Annotated in this window: 22 protein-coding genes; 9 read left to right on the top strand and 13 right to left on the bottom strand. The window is 39.2% G+C overall.

Annotated elements, in window-relative coordinates; all coding sequences use genetic code 11:
• Positions 1 to 166: 166 nt before the first annotated feature.
• The 3 genes from typA (at position 167) to AC07M3_RS13040 (ending at position 3182) form a co-directional block, all read left to right on the top strand.
• A complete protein-coding gene (typA, locus tag AC07M3_RS13050; RefSeq protein WP_375037742.1) occupies positions 167 to 2002 on the top strand; it encodes a translational GTPase TypA in 1836 nt (611 codons plus the stop codon).
• Positions 2003 to 2258: 256 nt separating this feature from the next.
• The gene (mscL, locus tag AC07M3_RS13045) at positions 2259 to 2690 is read left to right on the top strand and encodes a large conductance mechanosensitive channel protein MscL (protein WP_494567492.1); all 432 of its coding nucleotides are present in this window, start codon (positions 2259 to 2261) and stop codon (positions 2688 to 2690) included.
• A 138-nt stretch (positions 2691 to 2828) separates the two neighbouring features.
• Positions 2829 to 3182, top strand: a complete 354-nt coding sequence (locus AC07M3_RS13040) for a gamma-glutamylcyclotransferase family protein (protein ID WP_494567491.1) — start codon at positions 2829 to 2831, stop codon at positions 3180 to 3182.
• 10 nt (positions 3183 to 3192) lie between these two features.
• Here the strand turns inward: AC07M3_RS13040 and AC07M3_RS13035 are convergent, their stop codons facing one another.
• Both AC07M3_RS13035 and mutM read right to left on the bottom strand, forming a co-directional pair.
• Positions 3193 to 3483, bottom strand: a complete 291-nt coding sequence (locus AC07M3_RS13035; protein WP_003655265.1) for a peptidylprolyl isomerase — start codon at positions 3481 to 3483, stop codon at positions 3193 to 3195.
• Between the two features lie 18 nt (positions 3484 to 3501).
• Positions 3502 to 4326 (bottom strand): bifunctional DNA-formamidopyrimidine glycosylase/DNA-(apurinic or apyrimidinic site) lyase, encoded by an 825-nt coding sequence (gene mutM / locus AC07M3_RS13030; protein WP_080027735.1) that lies wholly within the window; start codon positions 4324 to 4326, stop codon positions 3502 to 3504.
• A 76-nt stretch (positions 4327 to 4402) separates the two neighbouring features.
• On the opposite strand from mutM, the gene AC07M3_RS13025 reads away from it, so the two are divergent.
• The 4 genes from AC07M3_RS13025 (at position 4403) to AC07M3_RS13010 (ending at position 9409) form a co-directional block, all read left to right on the top strand.
• Positions 4403 to 4969 carry a DNA-3-methyladenine glycosylase gene (locus tag AC07M3_RS13025; RefSeq protein ID WP_199990763.1) on the top strand — a complete coding sequence of 189 codons (567 nt, stop codon included), beginning with the start codon at positions 4403 to 4405 and terminating at the stop codon, positions 4967 to 4969.
• A 133-nt stretch (positions 4970 to 5102) separates the two neighbouring features.
• Positions 5103 to 7310 carry a TonB-dependent receptor family protein gene (locus tag AC07M3_RS13020; RefSeq protein ID WP_494567490.1) on the top strand — a complete coding sequence of 736 codons (2208 nt, stop codon included), beginning with the start codon at positions 5103 to 5105 and terminating at the stop codon, positions 7308 to 7310.
• 9 nt (positions 7311 to 7319) lie between these two features.
• Positions 7320 to 8429, top strand: coding sequence for an NADH:flavin oxidoreductase/NADH oxidase (locus AC07M3_RS13015; protein WP_494567489.1), 1110 nt, complete (start codon positions 7320 to 7322; stop codon positions 8427 to 8429).
• A 56-nt stretch (positions 8430 to 8485) separates the two neighbouring features.
• Positions 8486 to 9409, top strand: a complete 924-nt coding sequence (locus AC07M3_RS13010; protein WP_494567488.1) for an AEC family transporter — start codon at positions 8486 to 8488, stop codon at positions 9407 to 9409.
• A 34-nt stretch (positions 9410 to 9443) separates the two neighbouring features.
• Here AC07M3_RS13010 and AC07M3_RS13005 read toward each other — a convergent pair whose 3' ends face one another.
• From AC07M3_RS13005 to ygfZ, 3 genes are all read right to left on the bottom strand, one after another.
• Positions 9444 to 10268 (bottom strand): tetratricopeptide repeat protein, encoded by an 825-nt coding sequence (locus AC07M3_RS13005; RefSeq protein ID WP_092708752.1) that lies wholly within the window; start codon positions 10266 to 10268, stop codon positions 9444 to 9446.
• 186 nt (positions 10269 to 10454) lie between these two features.
• Positions 10455 to 11165 carry a DsbC family protein gene (locus AC07M3_RS13000; RefSeq protein ID WP_494567487.1) on the bottom strand — a complete coding sequence of 237 codons (711 nt, stop codon included), beginning with the start codon at positions 11163 to 11165 and terminating at the stop codon, positions 10455 to 10457.
• A 149-nt stretch (positions 11166 to 11314) separates the two neighbouring features.
• Positions 11315 to 12037 carry a CAF17-like 4Fe-4S cluster assembly/insertion protein YgfZ gene (gene ygfZ, locus AC07M3_RS12995; RefSeq protein WP_494567486.1) on the bottom strand — a complete coding sequence of 241 codons (723 nt, stop codon included), beginning with the start codon at positions 12035 to 12037 and terminating at the stop codon, positions 11315 to 11317.
• A gap of 215 nt (positions 12038 to 12252) precedes the next feature.
• Here ygfZ and AC07M3_RS12990 point away from each other — a divergent pair, with 215 nt between their 5' ends.
• Positions 12253 to 12705 carry an SRPBCC family protein gene (locus AC07M3_RS12990; protein ID WP_199990758.1) on the top strand — a complete coding sequence of 151 codons (453 nt, stop codon included), beginning with the start codon at positions 12253 to 12255 and terminating at the stop codon, positions 12703 to 12705.
• 53 nt (positions 12706 to 12758) lie between these two features.
• Here the strand turns inward: AC07M3_RS12990 and AC07M3_RS12985 are convergent, their stop codons facing one another.
• The 8 genes from AC07M3_RS12985 to rutD all read right to left on the bottom strand — a co-directional run bounded on the left by AC07M3_RS12985 (position 12759) and on the right by rutD (position 19684).
• Positions 12759 to 13631, bottom strand: coding sequence for an NAD(P)-dependent oxidoreductase (locus tag AC07M3_RS12985; protein ID WP_494567485.1), 873 nt, complete (start codon positions 13629 to 13631; stop codon positions 12759 to 12761).
• A 15-nt stretch (positions 13632 to 13646) separates the two neighbouring features.
• The gene (gene rutG / locus AC07M3_RS12980; protein ID WP_494567484.1) at positions 13647 to 14999 is read right to left on the bottom strand and encodes a pyrimidine utilization transport protein G; all 1353 of its coding nucleotides are present in this window, start codon (positions 14997 to 14999) and stop codon (positions 13647 to 13649) included.
• Between the two features lie 30 nt (positions 15000 to 15029).
• Positions 15030 to 15593 carry an NADH-dependent FMN reductase RutF gene (rutF, locus tag AC07M3_RS12975; RefSeq protein WP_494567483.1) on the bottom strand — a complete coding sequence of 188 codons (564 nt, stop codon included), beginning with the start codon at positions 15591 to 15593 and terminating at the stop codon, positions 15030 to 15032.
• A 95-nt stretch (positions 15594 to 15688) separates the two neighbouring features.
• Positions 15689 to 16072: a pyrimidine utilization protein C gene (gene rutC / locus AC07M3_RS12970; protein ID WP_427962913.1), complete on the bottom strand. Its 384-nt coding sequence runs from the start codon at positions 16070 to 16072 to the stop codon at positions 15689 to 15691.
• A 51-nt stretch (positions 16073 to 16123) separates the two neighbouring features.
• On the bottom strand, positions 16124 to 16879 hold the full coding sequence (gene rutB / locus AC07M3_RS12965) for a pyrimidine utilization protein B (protein ID WP_494567482.1): 756 nt from the start codon (positions 16877 to 16879) through the stop codon (positions 16124 to 16126).
• Positions 16876 to 17994 (bottom strand): pyrimidine utilization protein A, encoded by a 1119-nt coding sequence (gene rutA / locus AC07M3_RS12960; protein WP_494567481.1) that lies wholly within the window; start codon positions 17992 to 17994, stop codon positions 16876 to 16878. Before rutA ends, rutB begins: the two co-directional genes overlap by 4 nt.
• A 299-nt stretch (positions 17995 to 18293) precedes the next feature.
• Complete coding sequence (locus AC07M3_RS12955; protein ID WP_494567480.1) at positions 18294 to 18881, bottom strand: malonic semialdehyde reductase; 588 nt, start codon at positions 18879 to 18881, stop codon at positions 18294 to 18296.
• Complete coding sequence (rutD, locus tag AC07M3_RS12950; RefSeq protein ID WP_494567479.1) at positions 18881 to 19684, bottom strand: pyrimidine utilization protein D; 804 nt, start codon at positions 19682 to 19684, stop codon at positions 18881 to 18883. The genes AC07M3_RS12955 and rutD overlap by 1 nt, the downstream gene beginning before the upstream one ends.
• A gap of 164 nt (positions 19685 to 19848) precedes the next feature.
• On the opposite strand from rutD, the gene AC07M3_RS12945 reads away from it, so the two are divergent.
• Positions 19849 to 20205, top strand: coding sequence for a DUF488 domain-containing protein (locus tag AC07M3_RS12945; RefSeq protein WP_494567478.1), 357 nt, complete (start codon positions 19849 to 19851; stop codon positions 20203 to 20205).
• Positions 20206 to 20217: the final 12 nt, after the last annotated feature.

Here is a 20217-nt window from a genome sequence, read left to right as displayed (position 1 = left end):
CGCCGCAATTTTGCAAATTGGCGCTATTCTAATCGAGATAACTATCTTTACAAAACGAAATACAGACTATTAGAAATTTTTTTGTCAATGTCAATAAACTGTCACTACTCAAGAGTAGTGTTTTTCTGTATAATTTGCCCTCAAACTTTAGGCGTATCGAATTTACATGTCAGATATTAAAACACTCCGTAACATTGCCATCATTGCGCACGTCGATCATGGTAAAACGACTTTAGTCGACAAACTTTTACAACAATCAGGTGCATTAGGTGATCGCGCGGGTGAAATCGAGCGTGTGATGGATTCAGGTGCAATTGAAAGTGAACGTGGTATTACCATTCTTGCAAAAAACACTGCAATTAAATGGACTGATGCGCGTACAAATACAGAATACCGCATTAACATCGTGGACACCCCAGGACATGCTGACTTCGGTGGTGAAGTTGAACGTGTAATGTCGATGGTTGACTGCGTACTTCTTCTTGTCGATTCTCAAGAAGGTCCAATGCCACAAACTCGTTTTGTGACATCGAAAGCCTTTGCGAGCGGTTTGAAGCCAATCGTGATTATCAACAAAGTAGATAAGCCAAGTGCGCGTCCTGATTGGGTAATTGACCAAGTATTTGATTTGTTTGATAACTTAGGTGGTACTGACGAACAGTTAGACTTCCCAGTTGTTTATGCTTCAGGTCTTCGTGGTGTTGCTGGTCCTTCTCCAGAAGAACTTGCTGACGACATGACTCCATTGTTCCAAACAATTGTAGATATCGTTGAACCACCAGCAGTTGATGTTGATGGTCCATTCCAAATGCAAATCTCTTCACTTGATTATAACAGCTTCGTAGGTGTTATCGGTGTTGGTCGTATTCAGCGTGGTTCAGTTAAATTAAACACACCTGTAACTGTTATCGACAAAGAAGGTAAAACACGTAACGGTCGTATCTTAAAAATCATGGGTTACCATGGTCTAGATCGCGTTGACGTTGAAGAGGCAAATGCTGGTGATATCGTTTGTGTAACAGGTATCGATGCACTTCATATTTCTGACACGATTTGTGATCCGAAAAATGTTGAAGCTTTACCGCCGTTATCTGTAGATGAACCTACTGTTACGATGACTTTCCAAGTAAACAACTCACCGTTTGCGGGTAAAGAAGGTAAATTTGTTACTTCACGTAATATTCGTGAACGTTTAGATCGTGAATTGATTCACAACGTAGCATTACGTGTTGAAGATACTGACAGTCCAGACCGTTTCAAAGTGTCTGGTCGTGGTGAACTTCACCTTTCAGTTCTTATTGAAAACATGCGTCGTGAAGGCTTCGAAATGGGCGTATCACGTCCACAAGTTATTTTGAAAGATGTTGACGGCGAAAAGCAAGAACCATACGAAAACGTAACATTTGACGTTGAAGAACAGCACCAAGGTTCGGTAATGGAACAAATGGGTTACCGTAAAGGTGAAATGACAAATATGGAAGTTGACGGTAAAGGCCGTATCCGTATTGAAGCAACTGTTCCTTCACGTGGCTTAATTGGTTTCCGTTCTGAATTCTTGACCATGACTTCTGGTACAGGGATCATGACATCAAGCTTCTCGCATTACGGTCCAATGAAACAAGGTACTGTTGCGAAACGTCAAAACGGTGTGTTGATTTCTATGGTTCAAGGCGTTTGTTTGGGCTATGCATTATTCACATTGCAAGACCGTGGTCGTCTATTCGCTAAACCTCAGTTAGAAGTTTACGAAGGTATGATCATTGGTATTAACTCTCGTTCAGATGATATGGTTGTTAACCCAACTAAAGCGAAACAGTTAACAAACGTACGTGCATCTGGTACAGATGAAGCGTTAACGTTGACACCAGCTGTTGAATACACGCTTGAACAAGCGCTTGAGTTCATTGAAGATGACGAATTAGTTGAAGTTACTCCAAAGTCAATCCGTATCCGTAAGCGTTACTTGACTGAAAACGAACGTAAACGTAACCGTGATAAATAATTTTTCTTAAATGAAAAAGAAAAAACCGCTAAATTAATTTAGCGGTTTTTTTAATCGTTCTATTTAAAATTAAACTAAGCTTAAAATCATATTTTTCTTATCAGAGAATATGTTGTTAAAGTGTGAGATAGTTTTCTTTTTTTTGATAAAAATATTAAATTATCAATATCATGGCGAGTACTATCTAAATGGATAAGATGCCAATGAAAAAGAAAAATATGACGTGTTTCGACCCCCGACATCTGGAGATGTTTAGATGAGTATTATTCAAGAATTTAAAGAATTTGCCATTAAAGGCAATATGATGGATTTAGCCATTGGTGTGATTATTGGTGGTGCTTTTGGCAAAATCGTAGACTCTTTGGTAAAAGATATTATCATGCCGCTTATCAGTGTAATTACTGGTGGTGGTGTTGATTTTTCGCAGAAATTCATTGTTCTAGGAGCAAACCCTGCCAATCTGCAATCTTTAGATGCTTTGCAAAAAGCAGGTATCAATGTTTTAACCTATGGTAATTTCCTCACTATTTTAATCAACTTTATTATTTTGGCTTGGGTTGTGTTCTTAATGGTGAAATTATTAAACAGACTTCGCCGTGATAAGAATGAGCCAGAAGCTCCAGCTGCAACTCCTGAAGATATTCAATTATTACGTGAAATTCGTGATGAGTTGAAAAAGCAAGCTTAACAATCTTCTGAATTAATAAAAACGGTACTTAAAGTGCCGTTTTTTATTACTAAGTATTTTATGTTGGGCTAAAGATATTGATAAAATTGAAAGGCTACCGATACGTTCAACTACGCTTATTGTAAAAGGGGTATATAAATGAATCAGCTTTTTGTGTATGGAACCTTATGCCCAAATAAAGCAAATGCTCATATTTTAGAGCAGATTGGCGGTAACTGGATAAAAGCCAGTGTGCGTGGTGTGATTCATATTTTAGATTGGGGACCCGACAAAGGCTTAAAAGCAATTGTTTTGGACGCAAAAGCCGATTGGGTAGAGGGTTATCTGTTTAGCACAGAAAAACTGGTTGAAAACTGGCAGATGCTTGATGATTTTGAAGGTTTTCAATATCAACGTGTCATAGCCGATGTGAAGCTTGAGTCAGGTGAACAGATCAAAGCTTGGACATATCAACTGAATGCACAGGCTCAAGCTTCTGAAAACCACAATTAAAATAATGGAATCAACGTAAGCTGCTCATTCTAAATTTAACTTCTAAAAGATGATAACCAAACTGGCTTTTTATTGGACCTTGTAGTACACGTTCAGCGGCGGTAAACACCACTTTATCAATTACTGGTACCAGCTGTCCTTTTTTGACTTCGCCTAATTCACCACCACGTTTTGCTGAATTACAAGTTGAATATTGCTTGGCAAGTTTGGCAAAGTCAGCACCACTTTGTAGCTTCTTTTTTAACTGTTCAGCTAAGTCTTTATCTTTGACCAGAATATGTCGGACGATTGCTGTTTGCATTATGACTTCCTCTGAAAATTAGAGCTTATTGGGCTTTTTGAGGGGTTGGCACTCTGGGCAAAATACACTAGCACGTTGTCCGAGTTTCAAGTTTTCTAGTGTGGTTTCACAGTTAACACACATCTGTCCTGCACGTCCATACGCCAAAAGGGTCTGTTGGAAATAACCATTTTCTCCCATGGCATTGCTGTAATCACGTAAGGTCGAACCGCCCAAATCAATAGCAGATTTTAAAATCCGTTTGATTTCGATCACCAGTTTCTCGATTTGTTCAAGGCTTAGGTCCGCAGCAGGTTGTGCTGGATGGATCCCGACATTAAATAAACTTTCAGTTGCATAAATATTGCCAACACCAACCACAACATGATTATCCATAAGTGCAATTTTTGTGCCGACAGATTTGTTTTTAAGTTTTGAAGCTAAATATTCTGCATTAAAGTCGGTACTTAAAGGCTCGGGCCCTAAAGTATCAATTAACTTCCCTTGTGTTTCGGAATTTAGCCAGAGAATACAGCCAAAGCGACGTGGGTCATGATAACGTAACTCATGTTCCTCAAAGCGAATGATGAAGTGATCATGTTTTCTCAGCTCATCATTTGGTTGACACAAGCGGAAGCTGCCAGACATTCCTAAATGCCAAAGCATTTGATCTTGTTCGAACTCTGCCAAAATATATTTTGAGCGTCGATTTAATCCAATAAGACGTTGCCCAACGAGTTTATGAACATCATCAGGAATTGCCCAGCGTAAGCTTGGGTTACGTACTTCTACACTTTGAACTTTTTGATTCAATAAGGGAAATAAACTGGTTTTAGTTGTTTCGACTTCGGGTAACTCAGGCATCGCCAACTCGCAGAATTAACAGATATACTGGAATAGTCAAGTATATCGTGTGGTATGTAATATTTCAGAGATTACTATGTCAGATATTTTACCATTAAGCTGGTTTCAACGTGAAACTTCACAGGTTGCTCATGATTTAATCGGATGCGTGTTATGTAAGCGACAGCCTGATGGACACGTCATTCGATGTACGATTACCGAAACCGAAGCTTATTTAGGAATTCGAGATAAAGCTTGCCATAGTTACAATGATAAACGCACAGCTCGAACAGATGTAATGTATGGTCATGGTGGTACGATTTACGTCTACTTAATTTACGGCATGTATGAAATGCTCAATCTCATTACCCAGACAGAAGGCATCCCTGAAGGGGTAATGATTCGGTCTGTATTTTTAAGTAATGCTTCAACTAAAAAAGAATATAAGCTTTTAGCTGGACCCGGCAAACTCACACGATATTTAGGCATTGATCGAAGTTTAAAAGGTCAGACTTTAGGTGAAGAATCTGGACTGTGGATTGAATCGGCATCAACGCAGCCTGAAGTGGTGATGACACCACGTATAGGAATTGACTATGCCGAAGAGGCAAAAGATTGGCCTGAACGATATTGCTGGAAAGATCATCCATCTTTAAGTCGTTAATTAAAGTAGGTAGTAAGTTCTTCGATAGTGATTAAATGTGTTCCAGATTTAAAACAATGCAGAGCAAATTCTATATCCAGACAAGACACTACTTTTTGTTATCATAACTACAATATAAATAAAGGAAATAAGCATGTCCTTATTACGCTTAGACCGACTTCATTACTGTATTTTGATGAGTATGGGTTGTATTTCTAGTCCACTCGTTTGGGCAGATGACTTAGCTCAAGACATTACGGTATTGCCAACTTTACATGTTGAAGCAACGCGTACCGATACAACCTATTTGCAAACACCTGCTTCGGTTTTTAGAGTTGATGCGCCTCAAGCGGATACTTCCTCACAAGTAAATTTAACTGAAGTTGTGAAAGGTATACCGAGTTTACAGATTCGTAATCGTGAAAATTATGCCCAAGATTTACAGCTCTCCATGCGTGGTTTTGGTGCACGTTCTACTTTTGGTGTTCGAGGTATTCGCCTATATGTTGATGGTATTCCTGCAACGATGCCAGATGGACAAGGCCAAACGTCTAATATCGATTTAAGTAGTCTGGACCATGTTGAGGTTCTAACAGGACCTTTTTCTTCGCTTTATGGAAACTCATCTGGCGGAACGATTTTAACGTCTACTAAAGAAGGGCAGGGTAAAGACTCGATTGAGCTGAGTTATTCGGGAGGCAGCCACGATAAAAGCCGAGCGGGACTCGTGCTACAAGGTGGGGCAAAGAGCGCGAATGAACCAAGTTATGTTATTAGCTCATCATATTTCGACACTGATGGTTACCGAGAACATAGCGGTGCAGAAAAAGTATTAAATAATGCAAAGCTCAGTTGGAATCTTGATGATGGCAGCAAAATTAACTGGGTGACCAACTATGTCAAAATTCATGCAGATGATCCGCAAGGTTTAACTCATGACCAGTGGAATGCTAACCCAAAGCAACAGGTTCCATTTTTAAAGCAATTTAATGTCCGTAAAGATATTGAACAAACTCAAACAGGTATAACTTGGTTTAAACCAATCAATGATCAGCACGAACTTTATGCCATGGCATATTTAGGCAATCGCCAAGTTACTCAATATCAATCTATCCCCCAAGGTCAGGTAGGAGTGGAAAATGGCAAGCCAGTTTATACAGGTCAAAAGAGCCCTAATCATGCTGGCGGAGTCATTGATTTTGAACGTAATTATTATGGTGCTGATTTCCGTTGGACAGGTAAAGAGTTACTTCCAAATACGACTGTAAGTGTCGGTGTTGCACTCGATACCATGGATGAAGACCGCAAAGGCTTTGAAAACTTTAACTTAGTAAACGGTCAACCTTCTTATGGTGTCAAAGGTAATTTACGCCGTGATGAAGACAATACTTTATGGAATATTGACCCATATTTACAAGCTTCATGGCAGTTTTTACCAACATGGCGTTTAGATACGGGTGTGCGTTATAGCAATGTCCATTACAAGTCAAAAGATCATTTTACTTCAGGGCCTGATGAGTATGGGACTGTTAACGGTGATGATAGTGGCAAAACAGATTACGATAAAGTTTTGCCTTCTGCTGCTTTAAGCTGGCAAATTTTACCTGAACTCATGGCCTATGTGAGTTATGCCAAAGGCTTTGAAACTCCAACTTTTACTGAAATGGCTTATCAGGCTGATAACTCAAAGTCAGGTTTTAACTTTGATTTAAAACCATCCACAAGCGATACCTATGAAACAGGCTTAAAGTCACAAAACCATTTAGGTGATTTTACGTTAGCAGTTTTCCAAACAAAAACTAAGAATGATATTGTTTCAGCTGGAAGCTTAGATGGGCGTTCAACATTCCGTAATGCCGATAAAACCCTACGTGAAGGCGTAGAGTTTGCATGGAATAAAAAGTTATGGCGAGATTTAACAGCGACTGCAAGCTATACATATTTAGATGCGACTTTTGATGCAAACGTTCCTGAAAAGCTTGATCAAGACGACAAAGTTCTCGCTTCAGCAATTCCATCAGGGAATGCCATTCCAGGTATTGCTAAAAATCAGGCTTATGCCTCTTTAGCTTGGCAACCTACACACGGTCTATATGGTGGTGTAGATGTACAGTATATGGATAAAGTATACGTGAATGATACCAATAGTGACGCAGCGCCAAGCCACAGTGTAACCTCAGCTAATGTTGGTTATGCATGGGTGATGGGCGACTGGAAAGTGAATAGCTTTGCCCGTGTTGATAACCTCTTTGATAAAAACTATGCAGGTTCAGTCATCGTAAATGACGGTAATGGACGCTACTTTGAGCCAGCGGATGGACGTAACTGGAGTGCAGGTTTACGTGTAATTAAACAATTCTAGGAATTAAAAATGGCAAAATTATTTGAAACGGTTAACTTTGGTTCACTACAACTGGTCAATAGAATTGTAATTGCCCCAATGTGCCAATATTCGGCAACAGATGAAGGTGAAGTGACCTATTGGCATGAGCAGCAATGGGCAAATTATGCGTTGTCTGGTGCAGGGCTTTGTATTGTAGAGGCGACTGCTGTACAAGCTGAAGGACGTATTAGTTATGCGGACCTTGGACTTTGGAATGATCAGCAACGTGACCAAATCAAAACGTTATTGGGTAAGGTTAGAACACTTTCACCCATGCCATTTGGAATTCAGTTAGCACATGCAGGTCGTAAGGCTTCTACTGAAAAACCATGGTTAGGGAAAGGGCAAATTGCAAAAGATCAGCCACATGGTTGGCAAACTGTTGCCCCAAGTGAAAGTACCTTTTCCGTTCATGATGCTGCGCCACATGCTTTGACCATTGCTGAGATTAAACAAGTTCAACAAGATTTTGCTGCCGCTGCAAAACGTGCTGTAGAAGCTGGCTTTGAGTTAATTGAAGTTCACGCTGCTCATGGTTACTTATTACATCAATTTTTATCGCCAATTGCGAATCAGCGTACAGATGAGTATGGCGGTTCTTTAGAAAACCGTATGCGCATGACTCTTGAGGTTCTTCAGGCAATTAAATTGGCTGTTCCTGCTGGTTATCCAGTGGGAGTTAGATTGTCTGCGACCGACTGGTTAGACGGTGTAGAACACTGGGATGTTGAATCTACCGTTGGTTTATCAAAAGCTTTAGAGCAGTTGGGCGCAGCCTATGTGCATGTGTCTAGTGGTGGTTTGCACGAGCACCAATCTATTAAGATTGGCTCTGGTTATCAGGTTCCATTTGCTGAGCAAGTCAAAAAACATGTGTCTATTCCCGTCATTGCTGTAGGACTGATTACCGAACCTGAACAAGCAGAAAGTATCCTTACTTCGCATCAGGCCGATGCAATTGGTCTTGCTCGCGCCATGTTATATGACCCAAGATGGCCTTGGCATGCAGCAGCAGCTTTAGGCGCGGAAGTTAAAATTGCGCCTCAGTATTTACGTTGTCAACCTCACGGGGTAAAACAGCTTTTTAATTCTTTTTAACTGTATCGGGCAAAGTCATCTTTGCCCGTTTTTCTTTAGATGAGTGAGGTCGTTCGGTGGTTTTTCAGGTTATTTTGCCTATCTTGATATTGCTATTGATGGGCTATATTTGTGTCCTCATCAAATTGGTAACGCCTGAACAGATCCGGGCACTTAGTGCATTTGTGATTAAAATTTCTTTACCAGCTTTTTTAATTCATTCTTTAGCAAATAAAAACTTACAGGACATTTGGCACCCTGCTTATTTTGTTGCTTATGGCGGTGGCTCTTTAATTTTATTTTTCTTGGCTTTTATTCTCTATCGAAAATATTTTAAAAATAGTTTAACCCATAGCGCCGTAATCGCGATGGGCGCTTCGATGTCCAATACTGGATTCATGGGAACTGCTATTTTGACTATGTTGATTGGCAACCATGCAGCAATCTATATTTCTTTAACCTTAATCATTGAAAATTTATTGATTGTGGCACTCATGCTGATTTTGGCCGAAGCTGGCTTACATCAACAACAAAATCTTTTACCGCTTTTAAAACAAACCTTTTTGAATTTACTCAAGAATCCAGTGATTATCGCTATTTTGGTTGGGATGGGATGCATTCTTTTAGATGTTAATCTTCCTACGACTCTTGATCAGTCTTTGGAGTTACTTGGGCGCACGGCATCACCTTTGGCTTTGTTTGCAATTGGGGGAAGCTTAGTTGGGATTGGAATCACCACAGTAAACATGCAAAGTGTTTTGTTGGCGACATTTAAAGTTATCCTGATGCCATCTGTTATTTTTGCACTCTTTTTAATCACTCCAGATGTAAGCCGTGAAATGCTTTACGCTGGAACATTAATCGCTGCTTTACCAATGCCGATTGCTTTTGGAATTTTTGGACAAGCCTATGGCTTAAATGAAAAGGCCTTAACACCTTTAATGATTAGTACAGTTGTTGGTTTTATTGGGGTGAGTGGACTTATCGCTTTGTGGTGGTAAATTAAAAAGCCCCTCGCGGGGCTTAAATCATTCACTATTTTTTCGGGGCTGGTTGTGCTGGAGCAGTGGCTGGTTGTTTACTTTTTTCTGCAATAATTTTATCAACCGAAGCTAAAGATTCTCTAGCATTGGGAACATTTTGGTTAGCTAACTCAGTAAAAATCTTTTTAGCCTGTGGCAAATTTTGTGGAATGATATTGCCATTGGCCATCATGGTCGCTAAAGCCATAGAAGCCGGTGCATAACCCTTTTGTGCAATTGATTGTAAAGACTCAATCCCCTGACGTTTCATTAAAGGATTTTTATTTTCCACACCTTGGCTAATATCATAAAGCGCTTTTACCTGAATCGCAGGGTAGTTACCCTTTCTAATTAAAGGCGCTAACTTTTGCAGAGCGATTTGATGTGATTGCGGTTTTTTCTGAGCAAATAAAATCGTAGCAATTTTTACAGTTGCATCATCCGACCCTTGAGCCGATGCTTTTTGAATATATTGACTGAATTTGTTGCTATCTTTAGCAACTCCTAGTTCGCCTGTCTCATAGATTTGAGCGAGTGTGTAACTCGCTTGTGCGTAGCCTTTATTAGATGCATCTTCATAATACTTAAGGGCTTTAGAAGAATCTTTTGCTGTGCCTTGCCCCGTTTGGGTCATGTAACCTAAGTTATAGATGGCTTGAGCATTACCCGTTTGAGCTAAGCGTTGCATTTCCTGAAATGCAGCTGGGTAATTTTTTGCTGCATAGAGTTGTTCAGCTTGTTTAAAAGCATCTGTTTTAGCAGCAGCGGCAGTATTATCTGCTGCAAAAATTGATGCACTTGAAAAGGTGATTAGGCTTGCGATTAGTAATTTCTTCATTTCTTTTTAACCTTTTACTTCATAGCTACATCATTCCGTTGATGCATTAAAATAGTTTCAAGTTCTCATCATAAATCTTGAACGCTGAAAGTAAACAGCCGATTTGTATATAAAGCACTGCACTTTGGGCAAATTATGGAGAAAATAATAGCCACTCTGAGAAAAACTTCAGAATGGCTGTTTGTATTATTTTGCTGACTTGAGTAATGCCTCAATTTGTTTAGCATCACTCGGTACACCCGCGATTCTTTGACCATCTTGTAAGAATAGGGTAGGTGTTCCATCAATATTTAATTTATTACCTAAAGTTATGTTTTTCTGAATTGGTGTCGAACAGTTTTTGCTCGTTGTAGGTAACTTACGGTTAAGCATATAGTTGTTCCATGCCTCTGCAGGATTTTTTGAACACCAGATTTGATTAGATACTTTTTCGGCGTTCGGATGCAAACTGGTAAGAGGGTAAAGGAAGACGTATACCGTTACGTTATCAACTCCAACCATATTTTGTTCTAAGTGTTGGCAATATGGACAGTCAGGATCGCTAAAAATATAGATCGTACGTTCGCCTTTTCCTTTTACGTATTTAATCGCTTGATTGAGTGGCAAACTTTTAACATCAATCTTACCCAATTCGGCAATTCGTTCATCAGTCATATTTTTTTGTTGTTTAATGTCGACTAAATTACCGACAAAAAAATACTTGGCTTCTTGATTGGTATAGACAATACGACCGCTTGTATACACTTCATAAATGCCTTGTACTGGAGATTGGTAAACACCTTTTACAGGCAAATCTGGATAATTGGTCTTAAGATTTTGTTCAAGTGTTTTAACATCAGCATGAGCAGAACCGAAAATAGCCAAACTCAACATGAGTGTAGCAAGTTTAGTCTTCATCTTTTTTCTCTTTAATTTCAACAGGGTTAATGATGGCATATAAAACTTAAAAAATTGACGTTCTAATTTAATGAATTCATTAGTATTTTGTATCTATAAAAAAGCCCACAAGTTTATAGGTGGGCTTTCCAGCTTAAGCAAATAATGAGCTATTGTGGTCTGGCAACATCACCGCTTAAGGCTTCAGGTAAATCTAGAACCTGAAGTCCTAGCTCTTCTAGAGCAGCAGGTTTAGCCACCACTAAAGCAAGATAACCTTCCTCATTTGCAACACTATTGACGACTTCAATATCGTTATGGAGTTGAGCTTTCGCCGCAGGTGCTTCACCTGTACCTTGCACTAGATGTAACCAGTGTTTTGGTTTTGCTTTAAACCAAAGGCGCGCCACAATTTCCTGACCTAGGTAACAGCCCTTATCGTAATTAACGCCTTCACGTTGATGTAAACGTAATTCTTGAGGTTGAAACTCATGTTCAGTTGCCTGTGTAATCCAAGCTTGGCCAGTCATAATTGCTTGTTTCTGCCATTCAGAAATATCAGTTTCTAGTGCAGAAAACTCAGTCTGATGACCAGAGATTTTTGGAAAAGCAGGACCTTGTTCAATCAAGGTCATTTTCGAAAAAGCACCAAATTTTTTAATATGTTTGGCAAACTCTTCTGCTTGATCTTGAGTAACAACGATTTCAAAACTTTCAGCATTAATCTTTTTTAACCACAAGCCAAAGTGGATACGACCTTTAAGATCACAGATAGCTGTATAGCGTGTTTCATTTTCAATTAAACGTTCAGTATCTACAGTAACTTGGCCTTGTAAAAACTTTTGTGCATCTACACCGTTTAAAGTATATGAAGAGAAAGCGAGCAGACTCATGATTAATCTCAAATTCAATATGTTTCTTTATGATTGCTGACTATTTTGCTCCATTTTTACTAAAAAATCAGCCAGAGTTTTCTTATTTTGATTTTGCATAAAAGATAGCTTTTTTGTTTAAAAAAACACCAAAAAGATACGTTCGAATGAATCCGAAGGTTTAAGCTAATAAGCATAATTTCGATAATTTAAAGGAAATTAAAATAAGGAGAATAATGATGGCAACCGGTACAGTGAAATTTCATCGAGTGTTTAAGGCACCAGCCGAGCGTGTTTATCGTGCATTTTTAGATCCGGATGCTTTAGTAAAGTGGTTACCACCTCATGGTTTTACCGCAAAGGTCCATAGTTTTGATTCAAGTGTGGGAGGCTCATACAAAATGAGTTTTACCAATTTTTCGACAGGTTCGACCCACTCTTTTGGTGGAACCTATGTTGAGTTAGTTCCCAATGAGTTAATTCGATATAACGACCAATTTGATGACCCTAATTTACCCGGGACTATGCAGGTCACCATTACATTAAAAACGGTATTGGTGGGTACAGAAGTACATATTACTCAAGAAGGCATACCTGAAGTTATCCCTGTGGAAGCGTGCTATTTGGGATGGCAAGAATCTTTATCTTTACTAACTTTGTTGATAGAAGCGGATATTCCTGATCAGTAATATGATTAATGAGAAATAAAAAAGCATGGCTATAGTCATGCTTTTTTTATATTTCAATATAGTTCTAATTGATTGCGTTGTTCCAATGTTTTAACCACAGCAGAAAAATCTAGGTGTTGAGCATCGGTTTTATGTATCTGGTTAAAGTGTTGTTGAATCAGATTTAAGGTGGGAAGATCTAAGTTACTTGCTGTGATCAAATCTATTGCGATACCAATATCTTTTTGCAATAAATTTAGAGCAAAGGTTTTATCAAACTTTCTGCTTAGAACACGTTGAGCCATAATATTTTCTGAAATATTGCTTTTTCCACTTGAGTGATTAATGCAATTAATGGCCGAATGTAAGTTAACGCCGTGAGCTTTTAGTACACTGAGCCCTTCTGCAAGTGCCCACAAATGGGTTGCCATTAAAGTATTATTTACGGCCTTTACTGCAAATGCTGAACCACTGTCACCGACGTATTCAATTAAACCTGCAAAAGCTTGAATAATTGGGCGAGCTTTTTCAAAGGCGGTCTGATTCCCCCCAACCATTACTGTCAAGGTTCCACGCTCAGCACCCACAGTCTGCCCAGAAACGGGAGCATCTAAATAATCTACACCTTGATGTTTAAGCTGTTGATTAAGTCTTTTGGCTATGTCGGGTACACCACTTGTACAATCTATCCAGATACTACCTTGCTTTGGTGAGCAAATTTCAAGCAGGTTTTCTACATTTTGGCTGGTGGGCAAACATGAGAAAATAATATCGGCTTGTACTGCTTGTTGCAGACTGACTGCTTTTGTACCAAAGGTTTGTTCATGTTGTTTTGCTTTTTCAAAGTTGCGGTTCCATACGTAAACCTGACCAGATACTTTTTTAAGATGGGATGCCATATGCCACCCCATCGCTCCTAAACCAATAAATGAAACACTTTGAATCAATGGATATCTCCTGATTTAAACATGTGGTACATGGTTAAGAGATTCCACAGGTTTCTCTACAGTATTCGTTTCTGAGGCTTCTGTACGATTGAGGAACAGGTTTAGGGCAATTGCTGCAAGCGTTGCCGTTCCAATTCCGCCCAAGTCAAATGGACCTATATGTAGACTGAAATTTCCAGCACCCATAATTAAGCTAACCGCCGCAATAATTAGCGTACTATTCTTAGTGAAATCAACTTTGTTATCGATCCAGATTTTTGCACCTGCAACAGTAATCAGACCAAACACTACAATCGAGGCGCCGCCTAATAAAGCAACAGGAATCGTACTGATAACTGCTCCAAATTTAGGAGAAAGGCCAAGCAAAATTGCGAACAGTCCAGCAACTACAAAAATAGTGGTGGAATAGACTTTAGTAACGGCCATTACTCCAATATTTTCAGCATATGTTGTCATGCCTGTGCCGCCTATTGAGGCAGATAAACTTGTACAAATACCATCGGCAAAAAAAGCACGACCCATATATGGAGATAGATTACGTCCTGTCATGGCAGAAACAGCTTTGAAATGTCCTAAGTTTTCAGCCACTAGAATAATCGCGACAGGTGCAATCAATAAAATAGCGTTAGCATTAAAAGCAGGGGAGTGAAATGTAGGTAGACCAAACCAAGCTGCTTGATTGATCGCATTAAAATCGATGGGTTTACCTAACCCTAAGATATTGGTGAGTAGAAAATAAATAAAATAAGCACTGACTAGCCCAATGAGTAATAGAAGGCGGCGAATCATACCTCTTGTAAAAACGGCAACGGCACTAATGCATAAAATGGTAATTACAGCCATCCACGTGTCAAAGCTATTTGTCGAAACGCTTTTAATTGTTACAGGTGCAAGGTTTAAACCAATAATCATGACAATTGCACCAGTGACCACGGGTGGCATGATTTTTTCAATCCATGCGGTTCCAGTTTTCATGACAATTAAACCGATGCAGGCATAAATCAAACCACAAATGATTGTGCCACCAAGTGCCACAGCTAAATTTGGATTTAATCCAACGCCTGCATAGCCTGTGGCTGCAGCAACAGCGCCAATAAAGGCGAAGCTTGATCCAAGATAGCTCGGCATACGCCCACCTGTAATTAAAAAGAACAAGATGGTGCCAATACCAGTAATAAAAATGGTGAGATTCGGATCAAAGCCCATGAGTAACGGAGCTAAAACAGTTGCTCCGAACATAGCAAACGCATGTTGTAACCCCAAAACAATACTTTTACCGGGAGGGAGATATTCATCAATTTGTACGGGAGTTTCTAAATTACCTGCGTGCGGTTTAAATTTAGGAAACCAAGATTCTTTTGTTCGCATAACAGATCCTCTTTTTTGTTTTTATCTGCATTAGCATGCTGTTTGTAATTCGCAATAATTGCGGTTGAAATACATCAGTGCATTGTGCCCACTTTGGTGTTGCATTGCTTTGACTTCACAGAACAAGACGTCATGACTACCGATGCTCATACTCTGCACAATTTCACAATCAAATGACACCAGAGCTTCATTTAAAATTGGAGAACCCGTAACTAATTTGCTCCACTCTCCATGAGTAAAGCGTTCTTGCATAGGAGTTTTTCCACCGAAAACTGTGGATAGCGTGCTTTGATGTGCGGCAAGTGTATTGACGCAAAGTACTTCATTTTTTTTAAAAGTTTGAAAGACTGAAGCCGAGCGATTTAGGCAAACTAATAGAGTTGGTGGTGTATCCGTTACACTGCATACTGCCGATGCAGTAAAACCAGCCTGTCCAGCAGGGCCTTCTGTTGTAATAACATTGACTGCTGCTCCAAGATTTGCCATTCCTTGTCTAAAAATATCCTGATTAATTTCTAAATGTATAGAACTGGGCTGGATATGAGATGTAGACAATAATAAGTCAGAAGCATTTTTTTGATTACATTTTTGCATGATTGGTCTCCGGCCCCGATACCCTTTAGCATGACGAATCGAGGCTAATACATTGTGTTGTACCTGATTTGAGTTGGTTTAATTGTTGCCATCCTTCATCCCACGTGGGCAATCGATGCAATTTCAACTAATGCATCTGGCTTGACCAATCCTGTTTGAATACAGAAACGTGCTGGCTTGTCGCCAGGAAAATATTCTGCATAAACTGTATTGATCGACGCATAATCTCTCCAATCTTTAATGAAAATTGAATTGAAGGTTACGTCATCCATTGAACCACCAGCAGTTTCGATTACCTTTTTAATGGTTTCTAAAATATGACGAGTTTGACCCGCGGCATCACCCACGTAGACCACTGTATTGTTTTCATCAAAAGCTAGAGTTCCTGAAACATAAACAATATTGTCTGCTTTAGTTGCAGGTACATAAGGAGCTAGTGGAGCCGAGGTTCCTTCAGGAATAACAACTTGTTTTGGCATATTCTTTGTCCTCATTTGGGTATATTTTTTGAAATATTTTAGGCGCGATGTTTATGCTGATTTACTGAGTAATTTTGGTGTGGTTTGAAAGCTTTCTATAAAAGAATTGGTATCAGACACCCAACCAAAGAAAGTCTTGATGTTATATAAAGCAGCCTCATGTGCTTCTTGAGGGCCAGCTTGATAACATGCATCTTTGAGCGCAATGCCAAAATATTCTAAAAAGAATCCATCGCGTAAAGTTGATTCGACGCAAACATTGGTGGCAATGCCTACAAAGACTAAATTACGGATTCCACGTGCACGTAAAATGCTGTCGAGAGCTGTATTAAAGAACCCGCTATAGCGTGGTTTTTCAATCACAATATCTTGGGGAAGCGGTTTTAATGCATCGATTAAAGCAAAATCCCAACTACCTTTAGATAAAAGTTTGCCTTGTAGTTCTGGTTTTTTGCGCATTGTTTTGAGGGCGTTAGACTTGTGATAATTTGGTGAACCTAAACCGCCAGCTTCAATGTATTGATCATCCCATCCATTTTGAAAATAGATCACCTGTACTCCAGCTGCATGCGCTGCATCAATACTTTTTATAATATTGGTGACAACGGGTTGGGTGGCTGATACATCAAAGCCAGCCAAATCTAAATAGCCACCTAAAGATGTATAGGCATTTTGCATATCAATCACAATCAGTGCTGTTTGTTCAGGGGCAAGTTGAATCGCTTCAGGTTCAGCGTTTAAGACTTTGCCAGTTCCAATTTGTGCAGTGAAATCTGCACAAACGACATTAGAATTAACCTTGCTCATGCTGTTTTCTCCAAAATATTCAAGCTAGAAGAGGGTTCAATCTCAATTTCAATATGCTTACGGCATGCCATTAGAGGTTGGATACGTTGACCAAAATCTTCAACACCTTGTACAAAATCATCAAAGGTCAATAAAATGCCTTCAGTACCTTCAATGGTAGAAATTTCATCCAACATTTCAGCGACTTTTTCATAAGAACCGACAAGAGTTCCCATGTTGATATTGACGGGAGAAACGCTTGATGCCATTTGTCTAATATTGGTGTCACTACCTGATGTTTTATCTTTATTGCCTTGGTTCATGAGCCAGTTGATAGCTTCCAGATCTGCACCATCGTTGTAGTGCTGCCACTTTGCCATGGCTTCTTCATCTGTTTGTGCAGCAATGACCATAAACAGCACGTAGGTTTGAACATTGCGTCCGGTTTGATTGGTATGTACTTTTAGACGGTCGTTGATTTCTGCATATGCTGTTGGAGTATTTAGACCTTTTCCAAACACAAAGTTGTAGTCTGCATATTTTGCTGAAAAGGCAAGCCCACTATCAGATTGACCAGCGCAAATGATTTTCATATCTGCTTGAGGCCTAGGTTTAACTTGGCAATCTTCCATTTGGAAAAACTCGCCCTTAAAGTCAGATTTTCCTGTTGCCCAAAGCTCTCTTAAAATTTCGACATATTCTGATAAATACTCATAACGTTTGCCGAAGTACTCATCCCCAGGCCACATATTCATTTGGGTATATTCAGGTGCTTGCCAGCCTGTCACAACATTTAGACCAAAGCGGCCATTTGAAATAGAGTCGATTGTCGATGCCATACGCGCAACAATTGCAGGGGGCATAACTAATGTTGCTGCGGTTGCATAAATCTGGATTTTACTGGTAACAGCTGCTAAGCCTGCCATGAGCGTAAATGATTCTAGGTTATAGTCCCAAAATTCAGTTTTTCCGCCGAAGCCACGTAATTTGATCATGGATAAAGCAAAGTCAAATCCATAATGTTCAGCGCGTTGAACAATCTGTTTGTTGAGTTCAAAACTCGGTTTGTATTGCGGTGCGTTCTCAGAAAGCAACCAGCCATTATTTCCAATTGGACTAAAGATGCCGATCTTCATATTGAATCCCCATCATGAGTTTGTAATATCACACCGGAAATCTATAAACCTTTATATTCTCGGTGCATTGCTTTGTGTTTTTAATAATGCATACTATGTGCCAACTTATTAAAATTATTATTTATTAGTAACTTGAATATATTGTTTGGTATAAAATTTATCAAATGGTAAAAAATGTAGCAATTATGCACCACGGTAAATCCAAAGTGCTTCATTGTGTATCTTTTGATCAATTTCGGTAATAAAAAAGACTGCATGTGTAGAGCAAGCAGTCTTCTAAATTCAAAAAAATGGATGAGCTATTCTATTTTGCATGTATCTTCAAAGCTCAAACGTGGTAAACGCTTATAAACCTTTTGATTATCTCCATAACCGATATTAATAATCAGATTAATATGGTGATTGGTGTCTGCAAAAAATAGTTCATCGACTTGTTTCGCATCAAAACCAGACATAGGACCTGTATCTAGTCCCAAGCTACGACAAGCCATAATCAAGTAGGCTGCTTGCAAAGAGCTATTACGGAAGGCTGTTTCGTTTGCTATAGCTTCACTGGATGTGAACCAAGACTTCGCATCGGCATAGGGAAATAATTCTGGTAATTTTTCATAAAACTTTTTATCTGTTGCGACTAAAACCGTGACAGGTGCTGTCATCGTTTTTTCGATATTGCCGGAAAAAAGTGCTGGTCTTAGTTTTTCTTTCGCTTCTTGAGTGGTTAAAAAAACAAATCGGGCTGGACTACAGTTTGCAGATGTGGGAGCCATTTTTACTAGATCATAAATTTGCCGGATTTGATCAATGCTAACAGCTCGATCTAACCAAGTAGTGTGGGTACGAGCCTCTAAGAAAAGTTGATCAATTATATTCATTGTTTTTGCGTTCATTATAAAATCCTACTGTTATAGAAAAATTGAGTAAGGGTGTGGTTGAGCAATTGAGGTTCTGTCACGGTTGAGGCATGTGCACCCGTAGTTAAAATACTAAGTTGGCCATGTCCTAACTGTTTGAATAGATCATGAGATTTTTGCACGGGCACTAAAAAATCGTCATTATTTGCAACGACATGAAGGGGAACATTTTGTAGTGCTTCGATATGTAGTGGCTGTAACTGGAACTGCATAAGGGCATTGAGGCGTGCCAGTACATTTTGTATGGGTGGAAAGTCTTTGAGTTGTTGGTTTTCTGCGTTATTAATTTGTTTATGGTGATAAGAAATCCATGCAGGGGGATATAAAAACAGCGCTTGTGCGCGGACATAAGCTTCTGCGCCTGCTGTGGTGAGCAAAGCGATACGGGCATCAAAGCATTTGTGGGTGTGTGGATCGAGAACATCCCATGCATTAATTACAGTTAGGCTGAGCATGTCTAGAGGACTATTTTGCAGTAACTTCGCCAGTTCAATACCAATCATGCCGCCTAAAGCATGACCAATAAAATGAAACTCATGAATGTTGAGTTGTTTTAACAGAAGTAGTACCTGTTCAGCCATATTGAACATCTGGTAGTGTGCAGGTAATAAAGCACTGTCTTGGTGACAACCTTCTTGGTCATAAGTCACGACGTTGAAATGTGCATTTAACGATTCGAGTTGTGGACTCCAAAAACTAGCATGACCACCTAACCCAGATGACAAAATCAAATAGGGAGCATCTTCTTGAGATGAACAGGGATAAACAGAATGCTTCATTTTTTACCATTTGATAAAATAATAAGAAATTAAAAAGCAATTTGTATGCCTGAAATAAATTGATCAGCGCAATAAAAATAGAGGGGAGTGTAAAAGTTTCCGATTGTAGAAATAGTTAAATCAATGCGATGATGTTCATGGTATGGAATATGTGTGTGCTGGAAATGGATATCCAAATTAAACGAATTTATGAAAATGCTGACCCTAGTGATGGAAAGCGTATTTTAGTTGACCGCCTATGGAGTAGGGGAATTAGCAAAGAAAATGCTCATTTAGATTTATGGCTAAAAGAAGTGGCTCCTTCAACTGAACTTCGGAAATGGTTTCATGCAGCAACGCCAGATCATTGGGAAGAATTTAAGCAGCGCTATTTAAAAGAGCTTGAAACCAACTCCGCAGTTGAAGAGCTACAACACATCGCAGCAGAACATACAGTTACGCTTTTATATTCAGCAAAAGATGTTGAAAATAACCATGCAATTATTTTGAAAGAATATTTATTAAGCAAAAATTCAAAATGAATGTATAAATTT

The sequence above is a fragment of the Acinetobacter sp. GW821-FHT09D10 genome, assembly GCF_059416285.1.
The sequence above is the reverse complement of the archived record's forward strand: the minus strand, read 5'-3'. Positions and strand labels throughout refer to the sequence as shown.